Source organism: Microbacterium sp. NPDC089695 (assembly GCF_044749085.1).
GTDB lineage: Bacteria > Actinomycetota > Actinomycetes > Actinomycetales > Microbacteriaceae > Microbacterium.
This window is the reverse complement of the sequence record NZ_JBIVHG010000003.1, coordinates 188,752-207,305: the sequence shown is the minus strand read 5'-3', so window position 1 is coordinate 207,305 and position 18,554 is coordinate 188,752. Positions and strand designations below refer to the sequence as shown.

The following is an 18,554-nucleotide window of genomic DNA, read 5'->3' as shown; positions in this document are numbered from 1 at the left end:
CTCCTTCATCTCGTCAACCGCTCACCGCTCGCAGGAGTCGCCCACGCACGGATCGCTCCAGTCTAGGAGTGCGAGTCGGAGGTCTCGCGTTCGGAGCGGGCGCGTCACGCCTCGTCGATCACGACGTCGAAGAACGCATCTCGCGGCTGGTCGGGGTCGGGGCCGCCACGCACGCCGGTGTCGAGCGCGTCGATCCGCGCGAGGTCGTCGGCGCTGAGCTCGATGTCGAACACGTCCAGGTTCTCGGCGATGCGGGCGGGGTTCGTGGACTTCGGGATCACCGACCGCCCTTGCTGGATGCCCCAGCGGAGCATGATCTGCGCCGGGCTCTTGCCGTGCGTCCGAGCGATGTCGACGATCGTCGGGTCCTCCATGACGTTGCGGCGCTCGTCGCCCCAGCCGGGGTAGAACGTGATGCCGCCGATGGGCGACCAGGCCTGCGTGAGGATGCCGTGATCCGCGTCGGCACGCTGCACGTCGCGCTGCGCGAAGTACGGGTGCAGCTCGACCTGGTTGACGGCCGGCACCACCGCCGTCTCCTGCAGCAGCTTCTCGAGGTGGTGCGGCATGAAGTTGCTCACGCCGATCGCGCGGACGCGGCCATCGGCGAGCAGCGTCTCCAGCGCACGGTATGCGGCCACGGTCGTGTCGAAACGGGTCGGCGCGGGCTGGTGGAGGATGAGGAGATCGAGGGTCCCGACGCCGAGCTTGCCGGTCGCCTTCTCGAACGCGTGCAGGGTCTGGTCGTAGCCGTAGTCCGACACCCACACCTTGGTCTCGAGGAACACCTCGTCGCGATCGACGCCGGACCGTCGCAGTCCCTCGCCGACCTCGCGCTCGTTGCGATACGCGGCGGCCGTGTCGATGTGCCGATAACCGACGCGCAGAGCTTCCGCGACGGCGGCCGCGGTGTCCTCCGGTGCGCTCTGATAGACACCGAGTCCCAGGGTGGGCATCGTGACGCCGTTATTGAGGGTGAGATCGATCATGGGATGCTCCTGTCGGTTCGTGACATCTCCAGTGAAGCCGCTCCATGCGCCGAACGGGAGTGGCCCGTGTGCCCGGTACTGCCAGAACCTCCCTGAGCGCGCACGGCGCGCGTACCCTCGAGACCATGGATGCCATGGGTCACCGCAGCGAGGTCCGCGAGTTCCTCTCGAGCCGTCGCGACCGCATCACGCCGGACCAGGCGGGGCTGCCCGCTTACGGCGGCAACCGGCGCGTGCCCGGTCTGCGACGTGAGGAGGTCGCCCTGATGGCCGGCGTGAGCGTCGACTACTACACGCGCCTGGAGCGCGGCGACCTGTCCGGCGCCTCGGACGGCGTCCTCGATTCGCTGGCGCGCGCCCTGCACCTCGACGACGCCGAGACCGCCCACCTGTTCGATCTCGCCCGCACCGCGAACGCGTCGCCCACGGCCCGGCGTCCGCGCAAGCGCGCCGACGAGATCCGTCCCAGCATCCAGCGTCTCCTCGAAGCGATCACGGACGCGCCCGCGATGATCCGCAACAACTACTTCGACTACGTCGCCTCGAACCGCCTGGGCCGCGCCCTCTACGCGCCGATGTTCGCCGAGCCCGCGCCCAACAGCGCCCGCTTCGCGTTCCTGAACCCTGCCGCCCCCGACTTCTACCTCGAGTGGGAGAAGAACACGCAGGAGCTCGTCGCGACGATGCGCGGGGAGGCTGGGCGCAATCCCTACGACAAGCGGCTGTCGGATCTCGCGGGAGAACTCTCCACCCGATCCGAACGCTTCCGCACGCTGTGGGCTGCGCACAACGTGCGCTACCACCGCTCAGGGGTCAAGAAGCTGCACCATCCGGTCGTGGGCGACCTCGAACTGACCTACGAGGCGTTCGAGCTCCCCGCCGATCCAGGGCTCACGCTGTCGACCTACACGGCCGAGCCGGGCACGTCCTCGGCTGACGCGCTCGCCCTCCTCGCGAGCCTGGCCGCGACGGACGAGACTCGAGTGACCCGCTAGCCCGCACGTCCTACTTCCGGTGCGCGGCGTAGTACTCCAGCAGCGCCTTCGTCGACGGGTCCTGCGCCTCGACGGCATCCTCGTCGCCGCCGATCGCCGGGGCGATCTGCATCGCGAGCTGCTTGCCGAGCTCGACGCCCCACTGGTCGAAGGAGTTGATGCCCCAGATCGTGCCCTGCGTGAACGTGATGTGCTCGTACAGCGCGATCAGCTGTCCGAGAACCTGCGGGGTGAGCGCGGGGGCGAAGATCGACGTCGTCGGCCGGTTGCCGGCGAACGTACGAGCAGCGACGAGTGCGCCCGTCGTGCCCTCGGCCTCGACTTCGCCGGCGGTCTTGCCGAAGGCGAGCGCCTTGGTCTGCGCGAGGAAGTTCGCGAGGAACAGCTCGTGCACGTCCTGACCGTCGTCGGTGAGGGGGTAGGCCGGGTTGACGAACGCGACGAAGTCGGCGGGGATGAGCCGGGTGCCCTGGTGGATGAGCTGGTAGAACGCGTGCTGGCCGTTCGTGCCGGGCTCGCCCCAGAAGACCTCGCCCGTGTCGGTCGTGACAGGAGTGCCGTCCCAGCGCACGGACTTGCCGTTGGACTCCATCGTGAGCTGCTGCAGATACGCCGGGAAACGGCTCAACTGCTGCGCATAGGGGAGCACGGCGTGCGACTGCGCTCCGAAGAAGTTGACGTACCAGACGTTGAGCAGGCCCATCAGCACGGGGACGTTGCGCTCGAGCGGCGTCGTGCGCACGTGCTCGTCGACCGCGTGGAACCCGGCGAGCAGGTCGCGGAACACCTCGGGGCCGAGGGCGATCGCGAGCGACAGGCCGATCGCGGAGTCGACCGAGTAGCGGCCGCCCACCCAGTCCCAGAAACCGAAGGCGTTGACCGGGTCGATGCCGAACGCAGCGACCTTGTCGAGCGCGGTGGAGACCGCGACGAAGTGGTGAGCCACGGCATCCGTCCGCGAGGCGTCCGAGCCGTCGATCGCACCGGACGCCTCGAGCCCCGCCCACAGCCAGTCGCGCGCGAGGCGCGCGTTCGTGAGCGTCTCGAGCGTCGTGAACGTCTTCGACGCCACGATGAACAGCGTCGTCTCGGGGTCGAGGTCTCCCGTCTTCTGCGCCAGGTCGGTCGGGTCGATGTTCGACACGAAGCGGGCCTCGATGCCGGCATCCGCATACGGTCTCAGTGCCTCGTAGACCATGACGGGGCCGAGGTCTGAACCGCCGATGCCGATGTTCACGACGTGCGTGACCTTCTTGCCGGTGACTCCGAGCCAGTCGCCCCCGCGCACGCGGTCCGCGAAGGCGGACAGCGCGTCGAGCACCGACTGCACGTCGGCATCCACCTCCTGTCCGTCGACGACGAGAGCCGGTGCGGAGTCGGCCGGGCGGCGCAGCGCGGTGTGCAGCACCGCGCGGTCTTCCGTGGTGTTCAGGTGCGCGCCCTCGAGCATCGCGGCGTAGCGCTCGGCGACGCCGGTCTGCTGCGCGAGCCGCACGAGAGACGCGAGCACCTCGTCGGTCACGAGGTTCTTCGACAGATCCACGTGCAGGTCGGCGAGCGGGAAGGAGAACCGCGCCGCACGGCCGGGGTCTTTCGCGAACCAGTCGCGAAGATCGGGGGAGAGCCCCTCGTGGAGAGCCGTGAGCTCGGACCAGGCGGACGTGTGCGTCGGATCGACAGGGGCGGTCATGGCTCCACGCTACTCCCGGAGCGGGCTCCCGGGGCGCAGCGTGACGGCGGGCACGCCTGCAAGCGGAATACCGGTGTTCGGGGTACCTTGTCCCCTATGGGAAGACTGCGTTACGACGGCACCTCCGAGCCGATCCACATCGACGACGAGACCCTGGCCGTGCTCAAGGTGATCATCGGGACGAAGCTGCGCCGGCAGGAGAGCTTCATGATGACGTGGCGCACGATCGAGGGCGGCGACCCCGAGCGCGTCACGGTGTGGGTGCACCCGGCGATCCCGCTGCAGTTCCTGTTCTCGTCGTCCGAGCCTCAGCACATCGAGAAGAAGACGGTGGAGGACATGATGCACTCTCTGAACGCGACCGGCGAGCTCGTGATCGACGAGCTCGCGCGTCTCGAGCCGACCGGTCTCGACAGGGCCTGATTCCGGGCTCACTCCCGCTCTCCGCGCTATTCCGCCGGGAAGCCCTCACCGCGCAGCGCCCGTGCGAGGTGAGCCGCGTTGCGCGCGGCCGTCGCCGTCGCCGAGGCGACCTCCTCCGGCGTCTCGTCGAGGTCTTTGTAGTCGACCGTGTGCATGGCCTCGCCGTTCCAGTACACCGATCCCTGTGCGGCGATCGTGTAGCCGACGTCGTTGAGCGACTGGAAGAGGATGCCGGCGATGTGGTGGGCCCCGTCTTCGTTGCCCACCACCGCGGCGATCGCGACCTTGTCGAAGAGGATCGGGCGACCATCGTCATCCGTCTCCGCGAGTTCAGCGTCGAGGCGCTCGAGCACCCGCTGCGCGACGCTGGAGTGCTGGCCCATCCACGTCGGGGTGACGAGCACGAGGATGTCGGCGTCGAGGACCTTGCGACGCAGTACGGGCCACTCGTCGTCGTCGCCCATGTCGGCCTCGACCCCCGGGCTCAGCGTGTGATCGACGGCGCGGACGAGCTCGCCGCTCACGCCGTGGCCGGAGAGGGCCGTGAGGATCTGCGACGCGAGCAGGTCGGAACTCGACACGTCGGGGGAGGGCTTGAGGGTGCAGGAGATGGCGAGGGCTGTCGGTTGTGCGCTCATGGCCGTCACGAAACCACGAGGTGAGCGCCCGTCCAAGGGCCTTCCGCCGATCGCGCGGCTGCGCTAGCGGCACGCGGCGGAAGCAGGGCGCGGGCGACGGTATCCTGGATGACGGCCGCTACGACAGGAGATCCCGTGATCCTCAGCTTCATCTTCTTCATGATCCTCTTCCTCGGAGGCATCTACCTGATGGGTCTCGCTCAGTCGCTCGAGGACTTCCAGGCGATCGTGTTCACCGGCGGTCTGCTCATCACGATGCTGTCGCTCGCGTTCATGATGCGTCAGGGCGGCTCCGCCACCCGCCGTTCGAACAACTGGTCGGGCAACGCGACCGAGTAACGGCCGCTCGCGCCCCCGCGACCCTCAGCTCCTGGCGGCGAGGCGCGCTTCGAGGTTCGCCTCCACGGCGGGCCATTCGGGCTCGATGATCGAGTACTCGACGCTGTCGCGCAGCGCGCCGTTGCGGTAACGGCTCATCGCGCGCATCACGCCGTCCTGCTTCGCCCCGAGGCGTTCGATCGCCGCCCGCGACTGGAAGTTGACCCACTGCGTCGTGAGCCCGACGCGGAAGACATCGAGCTCCTCGAACGCATGCCGCAGCAGGAGGAGCTTGGACTCGGCGTTGGTGCCGGTGCCGTGCGCCGACGGACGGTTCCACGTGTAGCCGATGTGCAGACGCGGCACGTCGGCGGCGATGTCGTAGAACGAGGTGAGACCGAGCGTGCGCCCGGAGGCGTCGAACGCCGTGAAGGGGATCATCTCGCCCGACTCGAGAAGCCGGAGGCGGCGGTCGATCTCGCCTGCCAGCCCCTCGGGCGACGGCACGGACGTGTACCACGCCCGCTGCCACAGGTCTCCCTCCGTGAGGGCCTCGAGAAGCCCGTCGTGGTGCGCGCGATCGAGCGGTCGCAGCTCGACGAGGCGACCGGTGAGGGTGACGGGCGCGGGGGTGGAGCGGAAGGTCATACCGTCATCCAACCAGCGCCCCCGCGTCGCACCTCACGCCGACACGGCGCGATGCGCCCATTGCCCGGTGCCCAACCGCGGAGCGACGTAGGTCACGTCGCCCACCCGGCGCAGGAGTCGCTGATAGGCGAGCACGAGATCGACGGCCACCCCGAGGTCGAATGCGATGCTCGCAGGGTGCCCTGAGCGCATCGCCTCGGCTTCGGCGTAGGCGTGCGGGGCGATCAGGAGCCGGGCGGCCCATTCATCGGCCCGGCGCTCCTGGCGTGCGCGGATCGCGGGGTCGTCTGTCGGCTCGTGGCCGAGCACGGCGTGACCGAGCTCGTGTGCGATGACGCTGCAGGTCGTACGCGCGCTCATGCCGGGGGAGACGCGGATCGTGGCGCTCGCGGGACGGTAGCCGCCGCGGGACGGCCCCGGCTGTTCGATGAGGCGGAGGCCGTGCTCGTCGAGGAGCCGGAGGAGCTGGTCCATGGGGCCTCCCGAGGCGACGGTCTAGGGGTAGAGGTCGTCGGTGTCGTCGTCGTGCGGGACGGGCGAGTCGAAGGCGACCTCGGATCCATCATGGCGTCGGGTGGGGACATCGGCGCGGAGCGTAAGCGGTGTCACGGGTGCGAGGTGCTCGCCCTCGGCGCGCAGGCGCTCTTCCGCGCGCGTGATCACGTGGTGCGGTGCGATGCCGAGCACGGCGCTGACCGCGTAGACGATCGGGACCGGGATCGCGCGCTTTCCGGTGACGTAGTTGTCGAGCGCGCTGCGAGCGATGCCGATGTCCCGTGCCATTCCGGCGATGCTGCTGCCGGCCGCGGCGATCTCGCCGCGGAGCTGGCGCCCGACTGCCGCATTGAACTCGTCGCCGTCCGCTCGCACATCGCCCTGTGTCGTCACGCGAGTCACGATAGCACCGGATCAGAGCCAGGATGCCGTCATATTGGTGCATGCAGGGCTTGAACGGGCTCGAACGGGGCGTTACCGTCGTCGAATGACTACTGAAGTGCGACGTGTGGTGGCAGGTGCGGTCGCTTCGGAGCTCGAACGACAGGGCCACGAGGCTCGATGGCTCTCGACGCATGCCGGAATCGAAGCAGGCGACCTCGAGCGGGTGCTCCGGAGCCAGCGCGACCTGACGGTCTCCGAACTCGCCCGCATCGCGCGTGCCCTGGAGGTGCCGATCGTCCGGCTCCTGCCCTGACCTCCGCATCGTGCGCGATAGCGTGGAGCGCATGAAGACCATTCCGTTCGGATCCTCCACCGCCCCCGCCGTCGTCGCCGGGATGATGCGCATCGACGACAAGGACGACGCGCAGATCCGCGAGCTCTATGAGGCCGCCCGCACCGCCGGCATCGACTTCTTCGACCACGCCGACATCTACGGCGGGAGCATGCACTTCTGCGAGGACCGCTTCGCCGCGGCGCTCGACCTCGCCCCGTCCGAGCGCGACGAGATCGTGCTGCAGACCAAGTGCGGCATCGTGCCCGCGCAGGGCATGTTCGACTTCTCCTACGACCACATCATGCGTCAGGTCGAGGGGTCGCTGGCCGCCCTGCGCACCGATCGCATCGATGTGCTGCTCCTGCACCGGCCCGACGCCCTGGTCGAGCCGGAAGAGGTCGCCCGCGCGTTCGACGAGCTCGAGGCATCGGGCAAGGTCAGGGCGTTCGGGGTGTCGAACCACACGCCCCGGCAGATCGACCTGCTGCGCACGGCGGTGCGTCAGCCGCTCGTCGCGAACCAGCTGCAGCTGTCGATCACCCACGCGCCGATCATCGCGCAGCCGGTCGCGGCGAACATGGTCGCCGAAGACCAGAGCATCGTCCGCGACGGCGGCGGCATCGTCGAGTACTGCCGCATCAACGGCATCACGGTGCAGGCCTGGTCGCCGTTCCAGGGCGGCTTCTTCACCGGCGTGTTCCTCGGCAACCCCGAGTACGCCGAGCTCAACGCGGTGATCGATCGGCTCGCAGCCTCCTACGGCGTCGAGCCGATCGCGATCGCGACCGCGTGGATCACACGGCACCCCGCGCACATGCAGGTCGTGCTGGGCACCACGACGCCGGAGCGCGTGCGGGATGCCGCGGCCGGAGCCGACATCGACCTCACGCGCGCCGAGTGGTACGAGTTGTTCCGCGCCGCGGGGCACCTCGTTCCCTAGCGCAGGGCGAAGACGAGGGCGTGGGCGGGCGTGGCGTCGTCTACCCTGAACACATGTCGTTCCTGTTCACGCTCCTCGTGATCGCCCTGATGGTCGGCGCGCTGATCGACATCATCCGCCGCGACGATGCGCAGGTGCGGTTCCTGCCGAAGCTCGCGTGGATCGTCATCGTGATCCTGTTGCCGCTGATCGGCAGCCTGCTCTGGTTCGCGATCGGTCGGGAGTACTCCGAGTCGGGGCTGCGGATCCCGCGCATGCGCCGCATGCGCGCCGCTGCGCCGCAGTCGCCCCCGCGTGACGTGCATCCTGTGCGGCCCGCCGACCTCCGCTCGACCGAGGAGCAGATCGCCGACCTCGATCGCGAGATCGAGGAGTGGCGTCTCCGCGCCGAGATCGAGAAGCGCCGACGCGAGAGCGGGGACTCCCCGTCCGATCCCGGGAGTCCTGCGTCCTGACGGCCGGGGAGCGCTAGCTCGCGACCTGCCGATCGAACGACTCGCGCACGGCCTCCTCCAGGGTCGGGTACGAGAACGCGAAACCGGCCGCGGCGAGCCTCTCGGGCAGCACCCACCGGCTCTTGAGCACCAGCTCGGTCTCGGTGCGGATGCCGATGGCGCCGAGCTCCAGCATCCATCGCGGCAGGGGCGGACCGATGCGCACGCCGAGCACTCGGCGCACGGTCGCCATGAACTCGGTGTTGTCGACCGGATGCGGTGCAGCGGCGTTCACGGGGCCGTCGATCCCGGGGGTCCCCTCCAGGAAGTCGATGATGCGGGCGACGTCGTCGATGTGCACCCAGCTGAAGCGCTGACTGCCGCGACGGGCAGCGAACTCGTGCCCGGTGCCCGCGGCCCGGCGTGCTCGACCGATCGGCCACCGGCCGTCGTGCGCGGCCCCGCCGAGGCCGATGCGGGCGAGCGCGCGCAGCGGACCCAGCACGCCGCCGTGGCCGAGCACGATCGCGCTGCGCAGGGCGATGCGTCGCGTGGCCGGCAGGTCGTCGGTGAAGAGCGCGTTCTCCCACGCGGTGGCGACGTCGACCGAGAATCCGCGGCCGATCTCGCCCGTCGACTCGGTCATGGGTCGATCCTCCGCGTGCCGGTAGATCGTGGCCGTCGACGAGTTGACCCACAGCGCGGGAGGAGCGTCGGCGCGGGCGATCGCCGTGCGCAGTGCGGCGGTGGTCTCGAGCCGCGAACGGAAGATCTCGGCGCGGTTCTCCGGCGAGTACCGGCAGTTGACGCTCTTCCCCGCGAGACCGATCACGAGAGTCGCGCCGTCGACCGCGCGCTCGATCCCTGCTCGATCGCCCCAGGCGAGGTCGGCACCCGACCGCGAGATCGTGACCACCTCGCGCCCCGCTGCACGATAGCGCGGCACGAGGTACTGCCCCATGAATCCGCTGGAACCGCCGATCACGACGCGACCGGAACCTCCGCCGGGGGAGTCGGGGAGTGGGGAGGTGCTCATGAGCGCTCGCTCTCGATCGTGTACTCGAAGAAGCCGGTGTACTCGTAGACGCGCCCCAGCAGCGGTGCGTCGATCGTCATCGCCACGTGGTGCCGCTCGCGCTCGTCGTCCCACCGCTCGACCAGTCCGATGCGAGGTCGCAGGAACGCGGGTGCCGTCAGGCGGATCGGACCGAACCGGAGTCCGACACGGCGGATCGTGAGCACCACCGCCTCGTCGTGCACGTCGATGTCGAAGGTCGTGACGACCGTGCGGCGGGGGCCGATCTCATTGCGCAGCACGCCGTCGCGCGTAAGCTCGACCACGTCGGGCATGACCCAGGTGCGCCCGGGGAGGTCGAACCAGCGGGTGGCGACCGCGCGCCCGCCCACCGTGCGGTTCTCGATGCGGAAGGGCACGTCGCGCTCCCACCCGGCGAACGCGACCCCCGCGGCCTCAGCGATGCGGAACAGCGGTCGCAACCAGCGGTGCCGTGACCCGGCGGTCGTGAACACGCCGCGACCCACGCCGACGCTTCCGGCGGGGATCGTCTGGAAATACCACGCGGTCTTCGGATGCAGCTCGCCGATCCGTGCGCCGAGTGCGCGCTCGTACGGCGAGGCCGAGGTGCTCACGCGATCCTACGGCTCGCGCAGACGCACGAGGCGCTCGTGACCGGTCTCCTCGAGCTCGGCGATGTCGCCGCGCGACTTGAGGAAGTCCGAGAACGAGCGGTACCCGAGCGCCTTCTCGCTGAAGGAGGGGTCCATGCGGCGCATGTGGGTCTTGACCGCGGAACTGTGCAGCCACTCGTCGGCATCCGCCTTGTCATGACCGAGGCGCAGCGCCCGCTGCAGCAGCTCGGTCGCCTCGTCCTTCTCCTCGACCTTGGCGGGAGCGGCCTTCGCCCTCCTGGTCGCCTGCCGGGACTTCGTCTTCGCGGCGGGTTCCGCCGACGCCTCGACCGTCGCCTCGGGGACCGTCTCGGGGGCGGCGGCGGGGACAGCGGCCTTGGTCGGGCGCACGACTCCGGGAAGGGAGTCGTAGGCCTCGAACTCGTCGCACGCGGCCGCGAGGGACTTGGCGGTGGAGCCCGCGACGCCCACGCCGATCACGTAGCGCCCGAGGCGCTTGCAGCGCTGGGCGAGGGGAACGTAGTCGCTGTCGCCGGCGACGATCACGACGTGGGTGAGGTCGGGAAGACGGAACATGTCCTCCACGGCATCCACGGCGAGACGGATGTCGGCGCCGTTTTTGGCGTAGGCGGCTGCGGGGAAGAGCTGCACGAGGTCCACCGCACGGGCGACGAGCTGCGAACGGTACTCGGCGTTCACGGGCGACGACCAGTCGGCGTACGCGCGCGTGAGCACGAGCGTCCCGAACGACGACGCGTAGTCGATGATCGCACCGACCTCGATCATGGCGCGCGCGAGCCTCTCGGCGACGTCAGGGTCGCCGGGGTTCTCGGTGATGCGCTGACGGTCCTTGCCGTACGCGTTGCGCCCGTGGACGCGGTCGTACCAGGAGATCACGATGTTATCGAAGTCCAGGTACACCGCCACGCGGGCGTCCGACACCTCAGCCATTGATCGTCCCTTCCTGCGGGTAGCGCACCCCGATCTGCGCGCGGATCTCGTCGAGCGTCCCCATGATCGCCACGCTCTCGGCGAGGGGGAGGATGTCGCCCTCCAGGATGCCGTCGCGGATCAGCCGCTCCGCGGCCATCGCCTGGTACTCCATGCCGCGGCCCGCGACCTCGGACACGTACTCCTCGGCGACCGTGCCGTCGGGCAGCACGACGCGGAACGACGTCGGGGTGTACCAGACGCGATCGATGTCGATGCGCGCCTCGGTGCCGATGATGCTCGCGACGTCGGGGCCGGCCGCCCGCGACGACGAGAGGCTCGTCGAGATCGCGCCGCCGTCGTGCGTCATGATGGTCGCGACCTCGGAGTCGGCGCCGGTCTCGATGAGACGGGCGACCGCCGTGATGGTCTGCGGTGCGCCGAGGATGTCCCAGATGAACGAGATCGGGTAGATGCCGAGGTCGAGCAGCGCGCCGCCGCCGAGCTCGAGGGCGTTGAGCCGGTGGCTCGGGTCGGTCGGGAGCTTCTGCGTGTGGTCGGCCGTGACCGCGCGGATCTCGCCGAGCGTGCCCGCGGCGATGATCTCGCGGATGCGGACCATGTGCGGCAGATACCGCGTCCACATCGCCTCCATGGCGAGGAGTCCGCGTTCGGTCGCGATGCGCTGCAGGTCTTCCGCCTCGGCGCGGGTGAGCGTGAACGCCTTCTCGACCAGCACGTGCTTGCCGGCCTCGAGTGCGAGCTTCGCGTTCTCGTGGTGCATCGGGTGCGGGGTCGAGACGTACACGATGTCGACGTCGGGGTCGGCGACGAGCGCCTCGTAGGAGGCATGCGCGCGGGGGATGTCGAAACGCGCGGCGAACGCATCGGCCGACTCCTGCGAACGCGAGCCCACGGCGACGAGGTCGATGCCCGCGGTGCGCAGATCGGCGGCGAAGGTGTCGGCGATGAAGCCGGTGGCGAGGATTCCCCAACGAAGACCAGTCATGATCTCAGCGTAGAGGGTGCGGAGGCGTGCTCAGGGGACGAGGACGATCTTGCCCGAGGCGGCGCCGGACTCCACGAGTTCATGGGCTCGCGCCGCCTCGGCGAGAGGCAGCTCCGGTCCGAGTTCGATCGTGAAGTCGCCGCTCGCGAGAAGCGCGACGGTCGCGTCGAGGGCTTCGGCGCGCCACGCCAGCTCCTGTTCCGTGAGGGGGATCGGCGAGCCGCCCGAGAAGGCGCGGATGCCGAAGTCGGCCGCATCCGGGCCTCTGACGATCGTGGCGATGCGGTCGCGGTCGGCCACGAGCGCGAGCGAGGTCTCGATCGCCTCATCGGTGCCGGCGCCGTCGAGAGCCACTGTCACGCCCTGGGGTGCGGCAGCGCGCACGCGGTCGATGAGACCGTCGCCGTAGGCCACGGGGATCGCGCCGAGTTCGCGCAGCTGCTCGTGGCGTGCGGGGCTCGCGGTCGCGATCACGGTCGCGCCCCACGCGACGGCGAACTGCACGGCCGCCTGGCCGACCGAGCCGGAGCCGGCGTGCACGAGCAGCACGTCGCCCTCGGTCACACCGAGGGACTTCAGGGCCTGATACGCGGTGCCGGCGGGGATGCCGATGCCCGCGCCCTCCGCGGCGGTGACGGAGTCGGGAAGCGCGGCGAGCCGTTCGACCGGCACGGCGAGCAGGCTCGAGTAAGTGCCGACGGTGTCGCGGATGGCGACGCGATCGCCGACCGCGAAGCCCTCGACCCCGTCGCCGAGCGACTCGATCACACCGGCGCCGTCGAAGCCGACCGCACGCGGCTCGGTGATGGGCGGGGACGGGCGCTTCGCGCTGCGCAGCTTGCCGTCGATCGGATTGACGCCGGCGGCCACGATGCGGACGATCGCCTCCCCGGCGGTCGCGACCGGGTCGGGGGTCTCGATCAGGTGGAGAACCTCAGGTGAGCCGAATTCCGTGTACACGATCGCGCGAGCCATGCAGCCAGGCTATCCCGCATCCCGCACTCACTCATCTCCTGGTCGTTGAGCGAGGAGCGCAGCGACGAGACGAAACGCGCCGAGTACCGCGAAACGTGATGTCGGCATCCCCGAGTACTGTCATCGCGCATGGGGACTGCGTACATCCTGAGATGCGCCGACGGCACGTTGTACGTCGGCAGCACGGTCGATCTGCCTCGGCGTCTCGAGCAGCACGCCGACGGCAGCGGCAGTGCGTACACACGGCGGCGCCTCCCGGTCGAGCTCGTCTGGAGCGAGGAATTCGCACGCATCGACGACGCGTTCGCGTGGGAGAAACGCATCCAAGGATGGAGTCACGCGAAACGCATGGCGTTCGTCAACGGTGGGATCGATGCAGTACGTGGCTGGAGTGCACGCGAGCGGCAGGGGCGTCGAGCGCGGATGTGACGCGTTTCGTCTCGCTGCGCTCGCTCAACGACCGGGGAGTCCGCTCGCTCAACGACCGGGGAGTCCGCTCGCTCAACGACCGGGGAGTCCGCTCGCTCAACGAGCGAGAGCTCCCGCACTCATCTCGCGGCGAGGGCCTTCGTGATGCGCTGCGGGGACACGGGCTGCGCGGTGCCGAGGCGTTGCGCGAACACGCTCACGCGGTACTCCTCGAGCAGCCAGCGGGTCTCGACGAGCGCGGGGGACGCTCCGTCGTCGAGGGGGATCGTGCCCCCGGCATCCGCGTACAGGGTCGACATGCGCTCGAACTCGGACATGCGCGTGCGGTCCTTGCCGGGCTCGTTCGCGAGGGTCTTCAGGCGGTCGAGCATGCCGTCGAGGTATCGCGGCAGGTGCGCGAGGCGTTCGACGCCGGTCGCCGACACGAATCCGGGGTGCAGCAGCCCCGAGAGCTGGGTGCGGATGTCGTTCAGCGGGCCGAGGAGCGCGAGCGAGTTCTGCGACTTGATGCCGCGTTCGACGTCACGCGCCTTCGTGAGGATGCGCGCGACGAGCGAGACGCACGCGAACAGGTCGTCGACGAGCGCCGACGACACGTGCTCCCGCACCCGGGTGAACTCCGCCTCGGTGCGCACGATGCCCGCGGCCTCGTCCGTCGTCTGGTCGATCAGGCGCTGCACCACGGCGGCGCGGCAGTCCTCGATCAGCGCGGATGCCGACGGGTACGGCGACGCGGCGAGGGCGAGCTTCTCAGCGCTGGTGAGATGCTCCTGCACATAGGACGACGGAGAGGGGACTCCGAGCAGAACGAGACGCAGGATGCCGCGGCGCATCGCCACGGCGGCGGCGTCCGCGGTCGCCTCGACCCGCACCGAGACCGTCTTGCCCTGATCGACGATCGCCGGGTACCCGCGCACCACGCCGCCGGCGACCCGGGTGTCCAGCACCTCGGGGAGATCGCCGAACGTCCAGGCGGTGAGTCCGTCCTGCTCGATCGACGCGGTCGCGACCGCGGGGGCGGGAGCCGGGCCGCGCCCGGGGCCCGGTCGCCGCGGCGGCGCCGCGATCGACCGCGCCACGCTGCTGCGGGCGCGGTCGGCGAGATCCGCCTGGAGCGATCCGAGGTCGCGACCGGAGCCGACCACCCGCCCGCGTTCGTCGACCGCACGGAAGTTCATGCGCAGGTGTCCGGGAACGCGCTCGTCCTCGAAATCGTCGGCCGACACGAGCTGATTCGCGAGCGGCTGGATCAGGCGCGCGAGCGCCTCCTTCAGCGTGCGGCCGGGCAGCCCGCCGTGGCCCTCGGGGCCGTCTCCGGCGAGCTCGGCGCCGAACTTGTCGGCCCAGTCCGCGGCGGGCACGACATGCCGACGGATCGCCTTGGGCAAGGCGCGCAGCAGCCCGGTGACGAGCTCAGCGCGGAGCCCAGGCACCTGCCAGTCGAATCCGCGGTCCTCGATCTGGGCGAGCAGCGGCAGCGGGATCACGACGCTCACGCCGTCGTCGGGCGCGCCGGGTTCGAAGCGGTAGGCGAGACCCAGCACCTGGTCGCCCTGGGTCCACCTGGTCGGGAAGTCGCTCTGGTCGGCGCGGCTGTCGTCGTCGATCAGATCGGCCTCACGCATCACGAGGAGCTTCGGTGTCGCGGCGAGCACGTCGCGCCACCACTTCTCGAACGAGCGCACATCGAACACATCGGCGGGGATGCGCTCGTCATAGAAGCGGAAGACGGCCTCGTCGCCGGCCAGGATGTCGCGGCGGCGCTCGCGTTCCTCCAGCTTCTCCAGGCGTCGACGCAGTTCGGCGTTGCTGCGCCAGAACGCGCTCACGCGCTTGTCGATGCGGCTCGGATCCCATTCGCCCTCGACCAGTGCGTGGCGGACGAACAGCTCGCGCGAGGCCGCGCGGTCGATGCGGGCGAACTGCACCCGGCGCCGCGGGACGATCTCCAGTCCGAACAGCGTGACCTTCTCGTACGCGACCGCAGCGCCGGCATCCTTCGACCAATGCGGTTCGGTGACCTGCCTCTTCGCGAGGTCGCCGGCGAGGGCCTCGGCCCACGCCGGGTCGATCGCGGCGACCGTGCGGGCGTAGGTGCGCGACGTCTCGACGACCTCGGCGGCCATCACGGCCCGCGGGCTCTTCTTGCGCAGCGCCGAGCCGGGGAAGATCGAGAACCGGATGCCTCGGGCACCGCGATACTCCGCCTGCCGGCGCTTCTTCGGGTCGAGGCCCTTGCCGGTGTTGCGCTCGTCGAGGATGCCGATCTGCGACAGGAGCCCGGCGAGCAGTGCGCGGTGGACGGCGTCGGGATCGCTGGTGCCGCGGGCGTCCTTGTCCGTGACCAGGCTCCGCAGCTGGCGGTGCACGTCGAACCACTCGCGCACGCGCACATAGTTCAGATGCTCGGAGCGGCACAGGCGGCGGAAGGCGCTCGACCCGAGCTCGCGCTGCTTCTCGCGCAGGTGGTTCCAGAGGTTCAGGATCGAGAGGAAGTCGCTCGTCGGATCGGCGAAGCGCGCGTGCAAGCGGTCGGCCTCGTCGCGAACGCTCTGCGGCGCCTCCTGCGACGGGCGCTCCCGCACGTCCTGGATCGAGAGTCCGGCGACGATCGCCAGGACATCGCGCGCCACCGAGCCCGTCGATGCGCGGCCGGCCTCGACGAGCATGCGCGCGAATCGCGGGTCGATCGGGATGCGGGAGATGTCGCGGCCGATGCGGGTGAGGCGGGGGGAGTCGCGGGAGGTGTCGATCGCCCCCAGTTCGGTGAGCAGGTCGAACGCGGCCTTCACGCCCCGCGAGTCCGGGGGCGTGAGGAACGGGAACGCCGAGATGTCGCCGAACCCCAGCGACAGCATCTGCAGGATGACCGAGGCGAGCGATGTGCGCAGGATCTCGGGCTCGGTGAACTCGGCGCGGCGCTCGAAGTCCTCCTCGCCGTACAGGCGGATGGCGATGCCGTCGCTCGTGCGTCCGGCCCGCCCCGAGCGCTGATTCGCCGAGGCCTGGGAGATCGGCTCGATCGGAAGCCGCTGCACCTTCGAGCGTGCGCTGTAGCGGGAGATGCGTGCGGTGCCGGTGTCGATGACGTAGCGGATGCCGGGAACCGTGAGGCTGGTCTCGGCGACGTTCGTGGCGAGGATGACGCGGCGCCGTACACCGGCCACACGGCTGCGTTCGAACACGCGGTGCTGCTCGGCAGCGGAGAGCCGGCCGTACAGCGGCAGGACCTCGGTGGGCGAACGGTCGTGCGCGTAGGCCCCGCGCACGGCGTCGGCGGCGTCGCGGATCTCCGCCTCACCGGGCAGGAACACGAGCACGTCGCCGGGCGCCTCGCGGTCGAGTTCGCGCAGCGCGGCCACGATCGCCGAGACCTCGTCGACCTCGTTCTGCGCCGCGGCATCGTCGCCCTCGGCATCCGCCTCCTGCGAGCGGTAGCGGATCTCGACCGGGTACGTGCGCCCCGACACCTCGATGATCGGCGCCGGGGTGCCGTCGACCGCGGCGAAATGACGCGCGAAGCTCTCGGGGTCGATCGTCGCCGAGGTGATGACGACCTTGAGGTCGGGGCGTTCGGGGAGGATGCGGGCGAGGTAGCCGAGCAGGAAGTCGACGTTGAGCGACCGCTCGTGCGCCTCGTCGATGATGATCGTGTCGTAGCGGCGCAGCAGACGGTCGCGATTGATCTCGTTCAGCAGGATGCCGTCGGTCATGAGCGCGATGCGCGTCTCATCCGAGACCTTGTCGGTGAACCGCACCTTGTAGCCCACGAGCGTGCCGAGCTCGACCTGGAGCTCTTCCGCCACCCGCTCGGCGATCGTGCGCGCGGCGAGGCGCCGCGGCTGCGTGTGCGCGATGCGCTCGCGGCTCAGCTCGAGGCAGATCTTCGGCAGCTGGGTGGTCTTGCCCGACCCGGTCGCGCCCGCGACGATCACGACCTGATGATCGCGGATGGCGTCGGCGATCTCGTCCCTGGCGGCGCTGACGGGCAGCTCAGGGGGGAACGAGATCACGGGAGAGGACATAGCCCTCCATCGTATGACGGTATGCCGGTCCCGCGGCACGCCCGGGCGGCGGCGCGCGGCCTACTATCGTCGGGTGACCCTCGCCCTCGCCGCCCCCGCGCACTGGTTCCGCACGTTCGGGCGGCCGCCCCGCATCCTCGGCCTCGACGTCGCCCGCGGGCTCGCGATCCTCGGGATGGCGGGAGCGCACATCGGCGAGACGACGCCGTTCGATCCGTTCGACCCCGGAACGTGGCTCGATCTCGTCCATGGACGCTCGTCGATCCTCCTCGCGGTGCTCGCGGGCATCTCGATCGCCCTCATGACGGGACGCGGCGAGATCCCCGATCCGGCCAGGATGCCGAGCATCCGCCTGCACCTGCTCGGCCGCGGCGCCGTCATCTTCGTGATCGGCCTCGCGCTCGAGATGCTGAACACCCCGATCGCCGTGATCCTCACGCTCTACGGGCTGCTCTACGTGGCGGTGATCCCGTTCCTGCGGTGGCGGCCGGGGACGCTCCTCGTCGCATCCGGGATCCTCGCGCTGGCAGGTCCCGCGCTCCTCGCGCTCGTCGGCGTGCTCGCGATGTATCCGTACGGTGCGGGGATCAGCCTGGTGCTGTACGGCTCGTACCCGATCACCGTGTGGCTCGCCTTCGTGTTCGGGGGCATGGCGCTCGGGCGGTTGCGGGTGGAGCGGATCGAGACGGCGGTCGTGGCGCTCGGCGTCGGATTCGGGCTGATGGTCATCGGCTACGGCCTCGGCCTGGTCGGTGCGATCGCGGGGGTGGGGTCGTCGGATGCCGGCATGGGGGCGGGCTCGGCGAGCGGATGGAGTTCGTACCCGGAGGCTCTCGCCGACGCCGATCCGCTCGGTGCTGTGCTCCTCGCGATCTTCGGGGTCGATCCGCACTCGGGCGGCACCGCCGAGATCCTCGGATCGGGCGGGTTCGCGCTCACGGTCATCGCCCTGTGTCTGCTGCTCAGCCGTCCGCTGCGGTGGCCGCTGCTGCCGCTCGGTGCGCTGGGTTCCATGCCGCTCTCGGCATACAGTGCGCACGTGCTGTCGGTCGCGCTCATCGGGGGGCCCGGCGGGTTCTTCCAGAGCAACGCCTTCTGGGGGTGGACGGTGCTCGGCCTTCTGCTCGTCACGACGCTGTGGTCGATGTTCGTGGGCCGCGGACCGCTGGAGCGCCTGGTCGGCCGCGCCGCGATCGCTATGGCGAGTGCGCCGGGCGTCCGCGCCGTCAGATGACGTCGCGTGTCATC

At 70.1% G+C, this 18,554-nt stretch carries 20 protein-coding genes; 8 read left to right on the top strand and 12 right to left on the bottom strand.

Annotation, left to right across the window (positions count from 1 at the left end; all coding sequences use genetic code 11):
* Positions 1 to 104: 104 nt before the first annotated feature.
* Entirely contained in the window at positions 105 to 989 is an 885-nt protein-coding gene (locus ACIPYT_RS15595; RefSeq protein WP_401076239.1) for an aldo/keto reductase, read from the bottom strand.
* A 134-nt stretch (positions 990 to 1,123) separates the two neighbouring features.
* On the opposite strand from ACIPYT_RS15595, the gene ACIPYT_RS15590 reads away from it, so the two are divergent.
* Complete coding sequence (locus ACIPYT_RS15590) at positions 1,124 to 1,984, top strand: helix-turn-helix transcriptional regulator (protein ID WP_401076359.1); 861 nt, start codon at positions 1,124 to 1,126, stop codon at positions 1,982 to 1,984.
* A 10-nt stretch (positions 1,985 to 1,994) separates the two neighbouring features.
* Here the strand turns inward: ACIPYT_RS15590 and pgi are convergent, their stop codons facing one another.
* Positions 1,995 to 3,674: a glucose-6-phosphate isomerase gene (pgi, locus tag ACIPYT_RS15585; RefSeq protein ID WP_401076236.1), complete on the bottom strand. Its 1,680-nt coding sequence runs from the start codon at positions 3,672 to 3,674 to the stop codon at positions 1,995 to 1,997.
* A 96-nt stretch (positions 3,675 to 3,770) separates the two neighbouring features.
* On the opposite strand from pgi, the gene ACIPYT_RS15580 reads away from it, so the two are divergent.
* Entirely contained in the window at positions 3,771 to 4,097 is a 327-nt protein-coding gene (locus ACIPYT_RS15580) for a hypothetical protein (protein WP_401076233.1), read from the top strand.
* A 26-nt stretch (positions 4,098 to 4,123) separates the two neighbouring features.
* Here the strand turns inward: ACIPYT_RS15580 and ACIPYT_RS15575 are convergent, their stop codons facing one another.
* On the bottom strand, positions 4,124 to 4,735 hold the full coding sequence (locus ACIPYT_RS15575) for a flavodoxin family protein (RefSeq protein ID WP_401076230.1): 612 nt from the start codon (positions 4,733 to 4,735) through the stop codon (positions 4,124 to 4,126).
* A 135-nt stretch (positions 4,736 to 4,870) separates the two neighbouring features.
* Between ACIPYT_RS15575 and ACIPYT_RS15570 the strand changes: the two genes are divergently transcribed.
* Entirely contained in the window at positions 4,871 to 5,074 is a 204-nt protein-coding gene (locus ACIPYT_RS15570; protein WP_401076228.1) for a hypothetical protein, read from the top strand.
* A gap of 24 nt (positions 5,075 to 5,098) precedes the next feature.
* Here ACIPYT_RS15570 and ACIPYT_RS15565 read toward each other — a convergent pair whose 3' ends face one another.
* The 3 genes from ACIPYT_RS15565 to ACIPYT_RS15555 are packed head-to-tail and all read right to left on the bottom strand — an operon-like array spanning position 5,099 to position 6,589.
* Positions 5,099 to 5,701: a GNAT family N-acetyltransferase gene (locus tag ACIPYT_RS15565; protein WP_401076225.1), complete on the bottom strand. Its 603-nt coding sequence runs from the start codon at positions 5,699 to 5,701 to the stop codon at positions 5,099 to 5,101.
* Positions 5,702 to 5,734: 33 nt separating this feature from the next.
* Complete coding sequence (locus tag ACIPYT_RS15560) at positions 5,735 to 6,175, bottom strand: ImmA/IrrE family metallo-endopeptidase (RefSeq protein ID WP_401076222.1); 441 nt, start codon at positions 6,173 to 6,175, stop codon at positions 5,735 to 5,737.
* Between the two features lie 21 nt (positions 6,176 to 6,196).
* Positions 6,197 to 6,589, bottom strand: coding sequence for a helix-turn-helix domain-containing protein (locus ACIPYT_RS15555; protein ID WP_401076219.1), 393 nt, complete (start codon positions 6,587 to 6,589; stop codon positions 6,197 to 6,199).
* A 94-nt stretch (positions 6,590 to 6,683) separates the two neighbouring features.
* Here ACIPYT_RS15555 and ACIPYT_RS15550 point away from each other — a divergent pair, with 94 nt between their 5' ends.
* Genes ACIPYT_RS15550 through ACIPYT_RS15540 form a run of 3 tightly spaced genes read left to right on the top strand, consistent with a single transcriptional unit; the run spans position 6,684 to position 8,309 of the window.
* Complete coding sequence (locus tag ACIPYT_RS15550; protein ID WP_401076217.1) at positions 6,684 to 6,893, top strand: hypothetical protein; 210 nt, start codon at positions 6,684 to 6,686, stop codon at positions 6,891 to 6,893.
* Between the two features lie 31 nt (positions 6,894 to 6,924).
* On the top strand, positions 6,925 to 7,854 hold the full coding sequence (locus ACIPYT_RS15545) for an aldo/keto reductase family oxidoreductase (RefSeq protein WP_401076214.1): 930 nt from the start codon (positions 6,925 to 6,927) through the stop codon (positions 7,852 to 7,854).
* A 53-nt stretch (positions 7,855 to 7,907) separates the two neighbouring features.
* Positions 7,908 to 8,309, top strand: a complete 402-nt coding sequence (locus tag ACIPYT_RS15540; protein WP_401076212.1) for a PLD nuclease N-terminal domain-containing protein — start codon at positions 7,908 to 7,910, stop codon at positions 8,307 to 8,309.
* Positions 8,310 to 8,322: 13 nt separating this feature from the next.
* On the opposite strand, the gene ACIPYT_RS15535 is transcribed toward ACIPYT_RS15540, so the two are convergent.
* Genes ACIPYT_RS15535 through ACIPYT_RS15515 form a run of 5 tightly spaced genes read right to left on the bottom strand, consistent with a single transcriptional unit; the run spans position 8,323 to position 12,852 of the window.
* Positions 8,323 to 9,324: an epimerase gene (locus tag ACIPYT_RS15535; protein WP_401076209.1), complete on the bottom strand. Its 1,002-nt coding sequence runs from the start codon at positions 9,322 to 9,324 to the stop codon at positions 8,323 to 8,325.
* A complete protein-coding gene (locus ACIPYT_RS15530) occupies positions 9,321 to 9,938 on the bottom strand; it encodes a DUF4166 domain-containing protein (RefSeq protein WP_401076206.1) in 618 nt (205 codons plus the stop codon). The genes ACIPYT_RS15535 and ACIPYT_RS15530 overlap by 4 nt, the downstream gene beginning before the upstream one ends.
* A 6-nt stretch (positions 9,939 to 9,944) precedes the next feature.
* The gene (locus ACIPYT_RS15525; RefSeq protein ID WP_401076204.1) at positions 9,945 to 10,889 is read right to left on the bottom strand and encodes an NYN domain-containing protein; all 945 of its coding nucleotides are present in this window, start codon (positions 10,887 to 10,889) and stop codon (positions 9,945 to 9,947) included.
* On the bottom strand, positions 10,882 to 11,877 hold the full coding sequence (locus tag ACIPYT_RS15520; protein ID WP_401076201.1) for a Gfo/Idh/MocA family protein: 996 nt from the start codon (positions 11,875 to 11,877) through the stop codon (positions 10,882 to 10,884). Before ACIPYT_RS15520 ends, ACIPYT_RS15525 begins: the two co-directional genes overlap by 8 nt.
* A 30-nt stretch (positions 11,878 to 11,907) precedes the next feature.
* Positions 11,908 to 12,852 carry a zinc-binding alcohol dehydrogenase family protein gene (locus ACIPYT_RS15515; RefSeq protein ID WP_401076199.1) on the bottom strand — a complete coding sequence of 315 codons (945 nt, stop codon included), beginning with the start codon at positions 12,850 to 12,852 and terminating at the stop codon, positions 11,908 to 11,910.
* A 129-nt stretch (positions 12,853 to 12,981) separates the two neighbouring features.
* Here ACIPYT_RS15515 and ACIPYT_RS15510 point away from each other — a divergent pair, with 129 nt between their 5' ends.
* Complete coding sequence (locus tag ACIPYT_RS15510) at positions 12,982 to 13,281, top strand: GIY-YIG nuclease family protein (protein ID WP_401076196.1); 300 nt, start codon at positions 12,982 to 12,984, stop codon at positions 13,279 to 13,281.
* Positions 13,282 to 13,400: 119 nt separating this feature from the next.
* Here ACIPYT_RS15510 and hrpA read toward each other — a convergent pair whose 3' ends face one another.
* The gene (gene hrpA / locus ACIPYT_RS15505; RefSeq protein WP_401076193.1) at positions 13,401 to 17,306 is read right to left on the bottom strand and encodes an ATP-dependent RNA helicase HrpA; all 3,906 of its coding nucleotides are present in this window, start codon (positions 17,304 to 17,306) and stop codon (positions 13,401 to 13,403) included.
* A gap of 73 nt (positions 17,307 to 17,379) precedes the next feature.
* Here hrpA and ACIPYT_RS15500 point away from each other — a divergent pair, with 73 nt between their 5' ends.
* Entirely contained in the window at positions 17,380 to 18,540 is a 1,161-nt protein-coding gene (locus ACIPYT_RS15500) for a heparan-alpha-glucosaminide N-acetyltransferase domain-containing protein (protein ID WP_401076191.1), read from the top strand.
* Positions 18,541 to 18,554 lie beyond the last annotated feature (14 nt).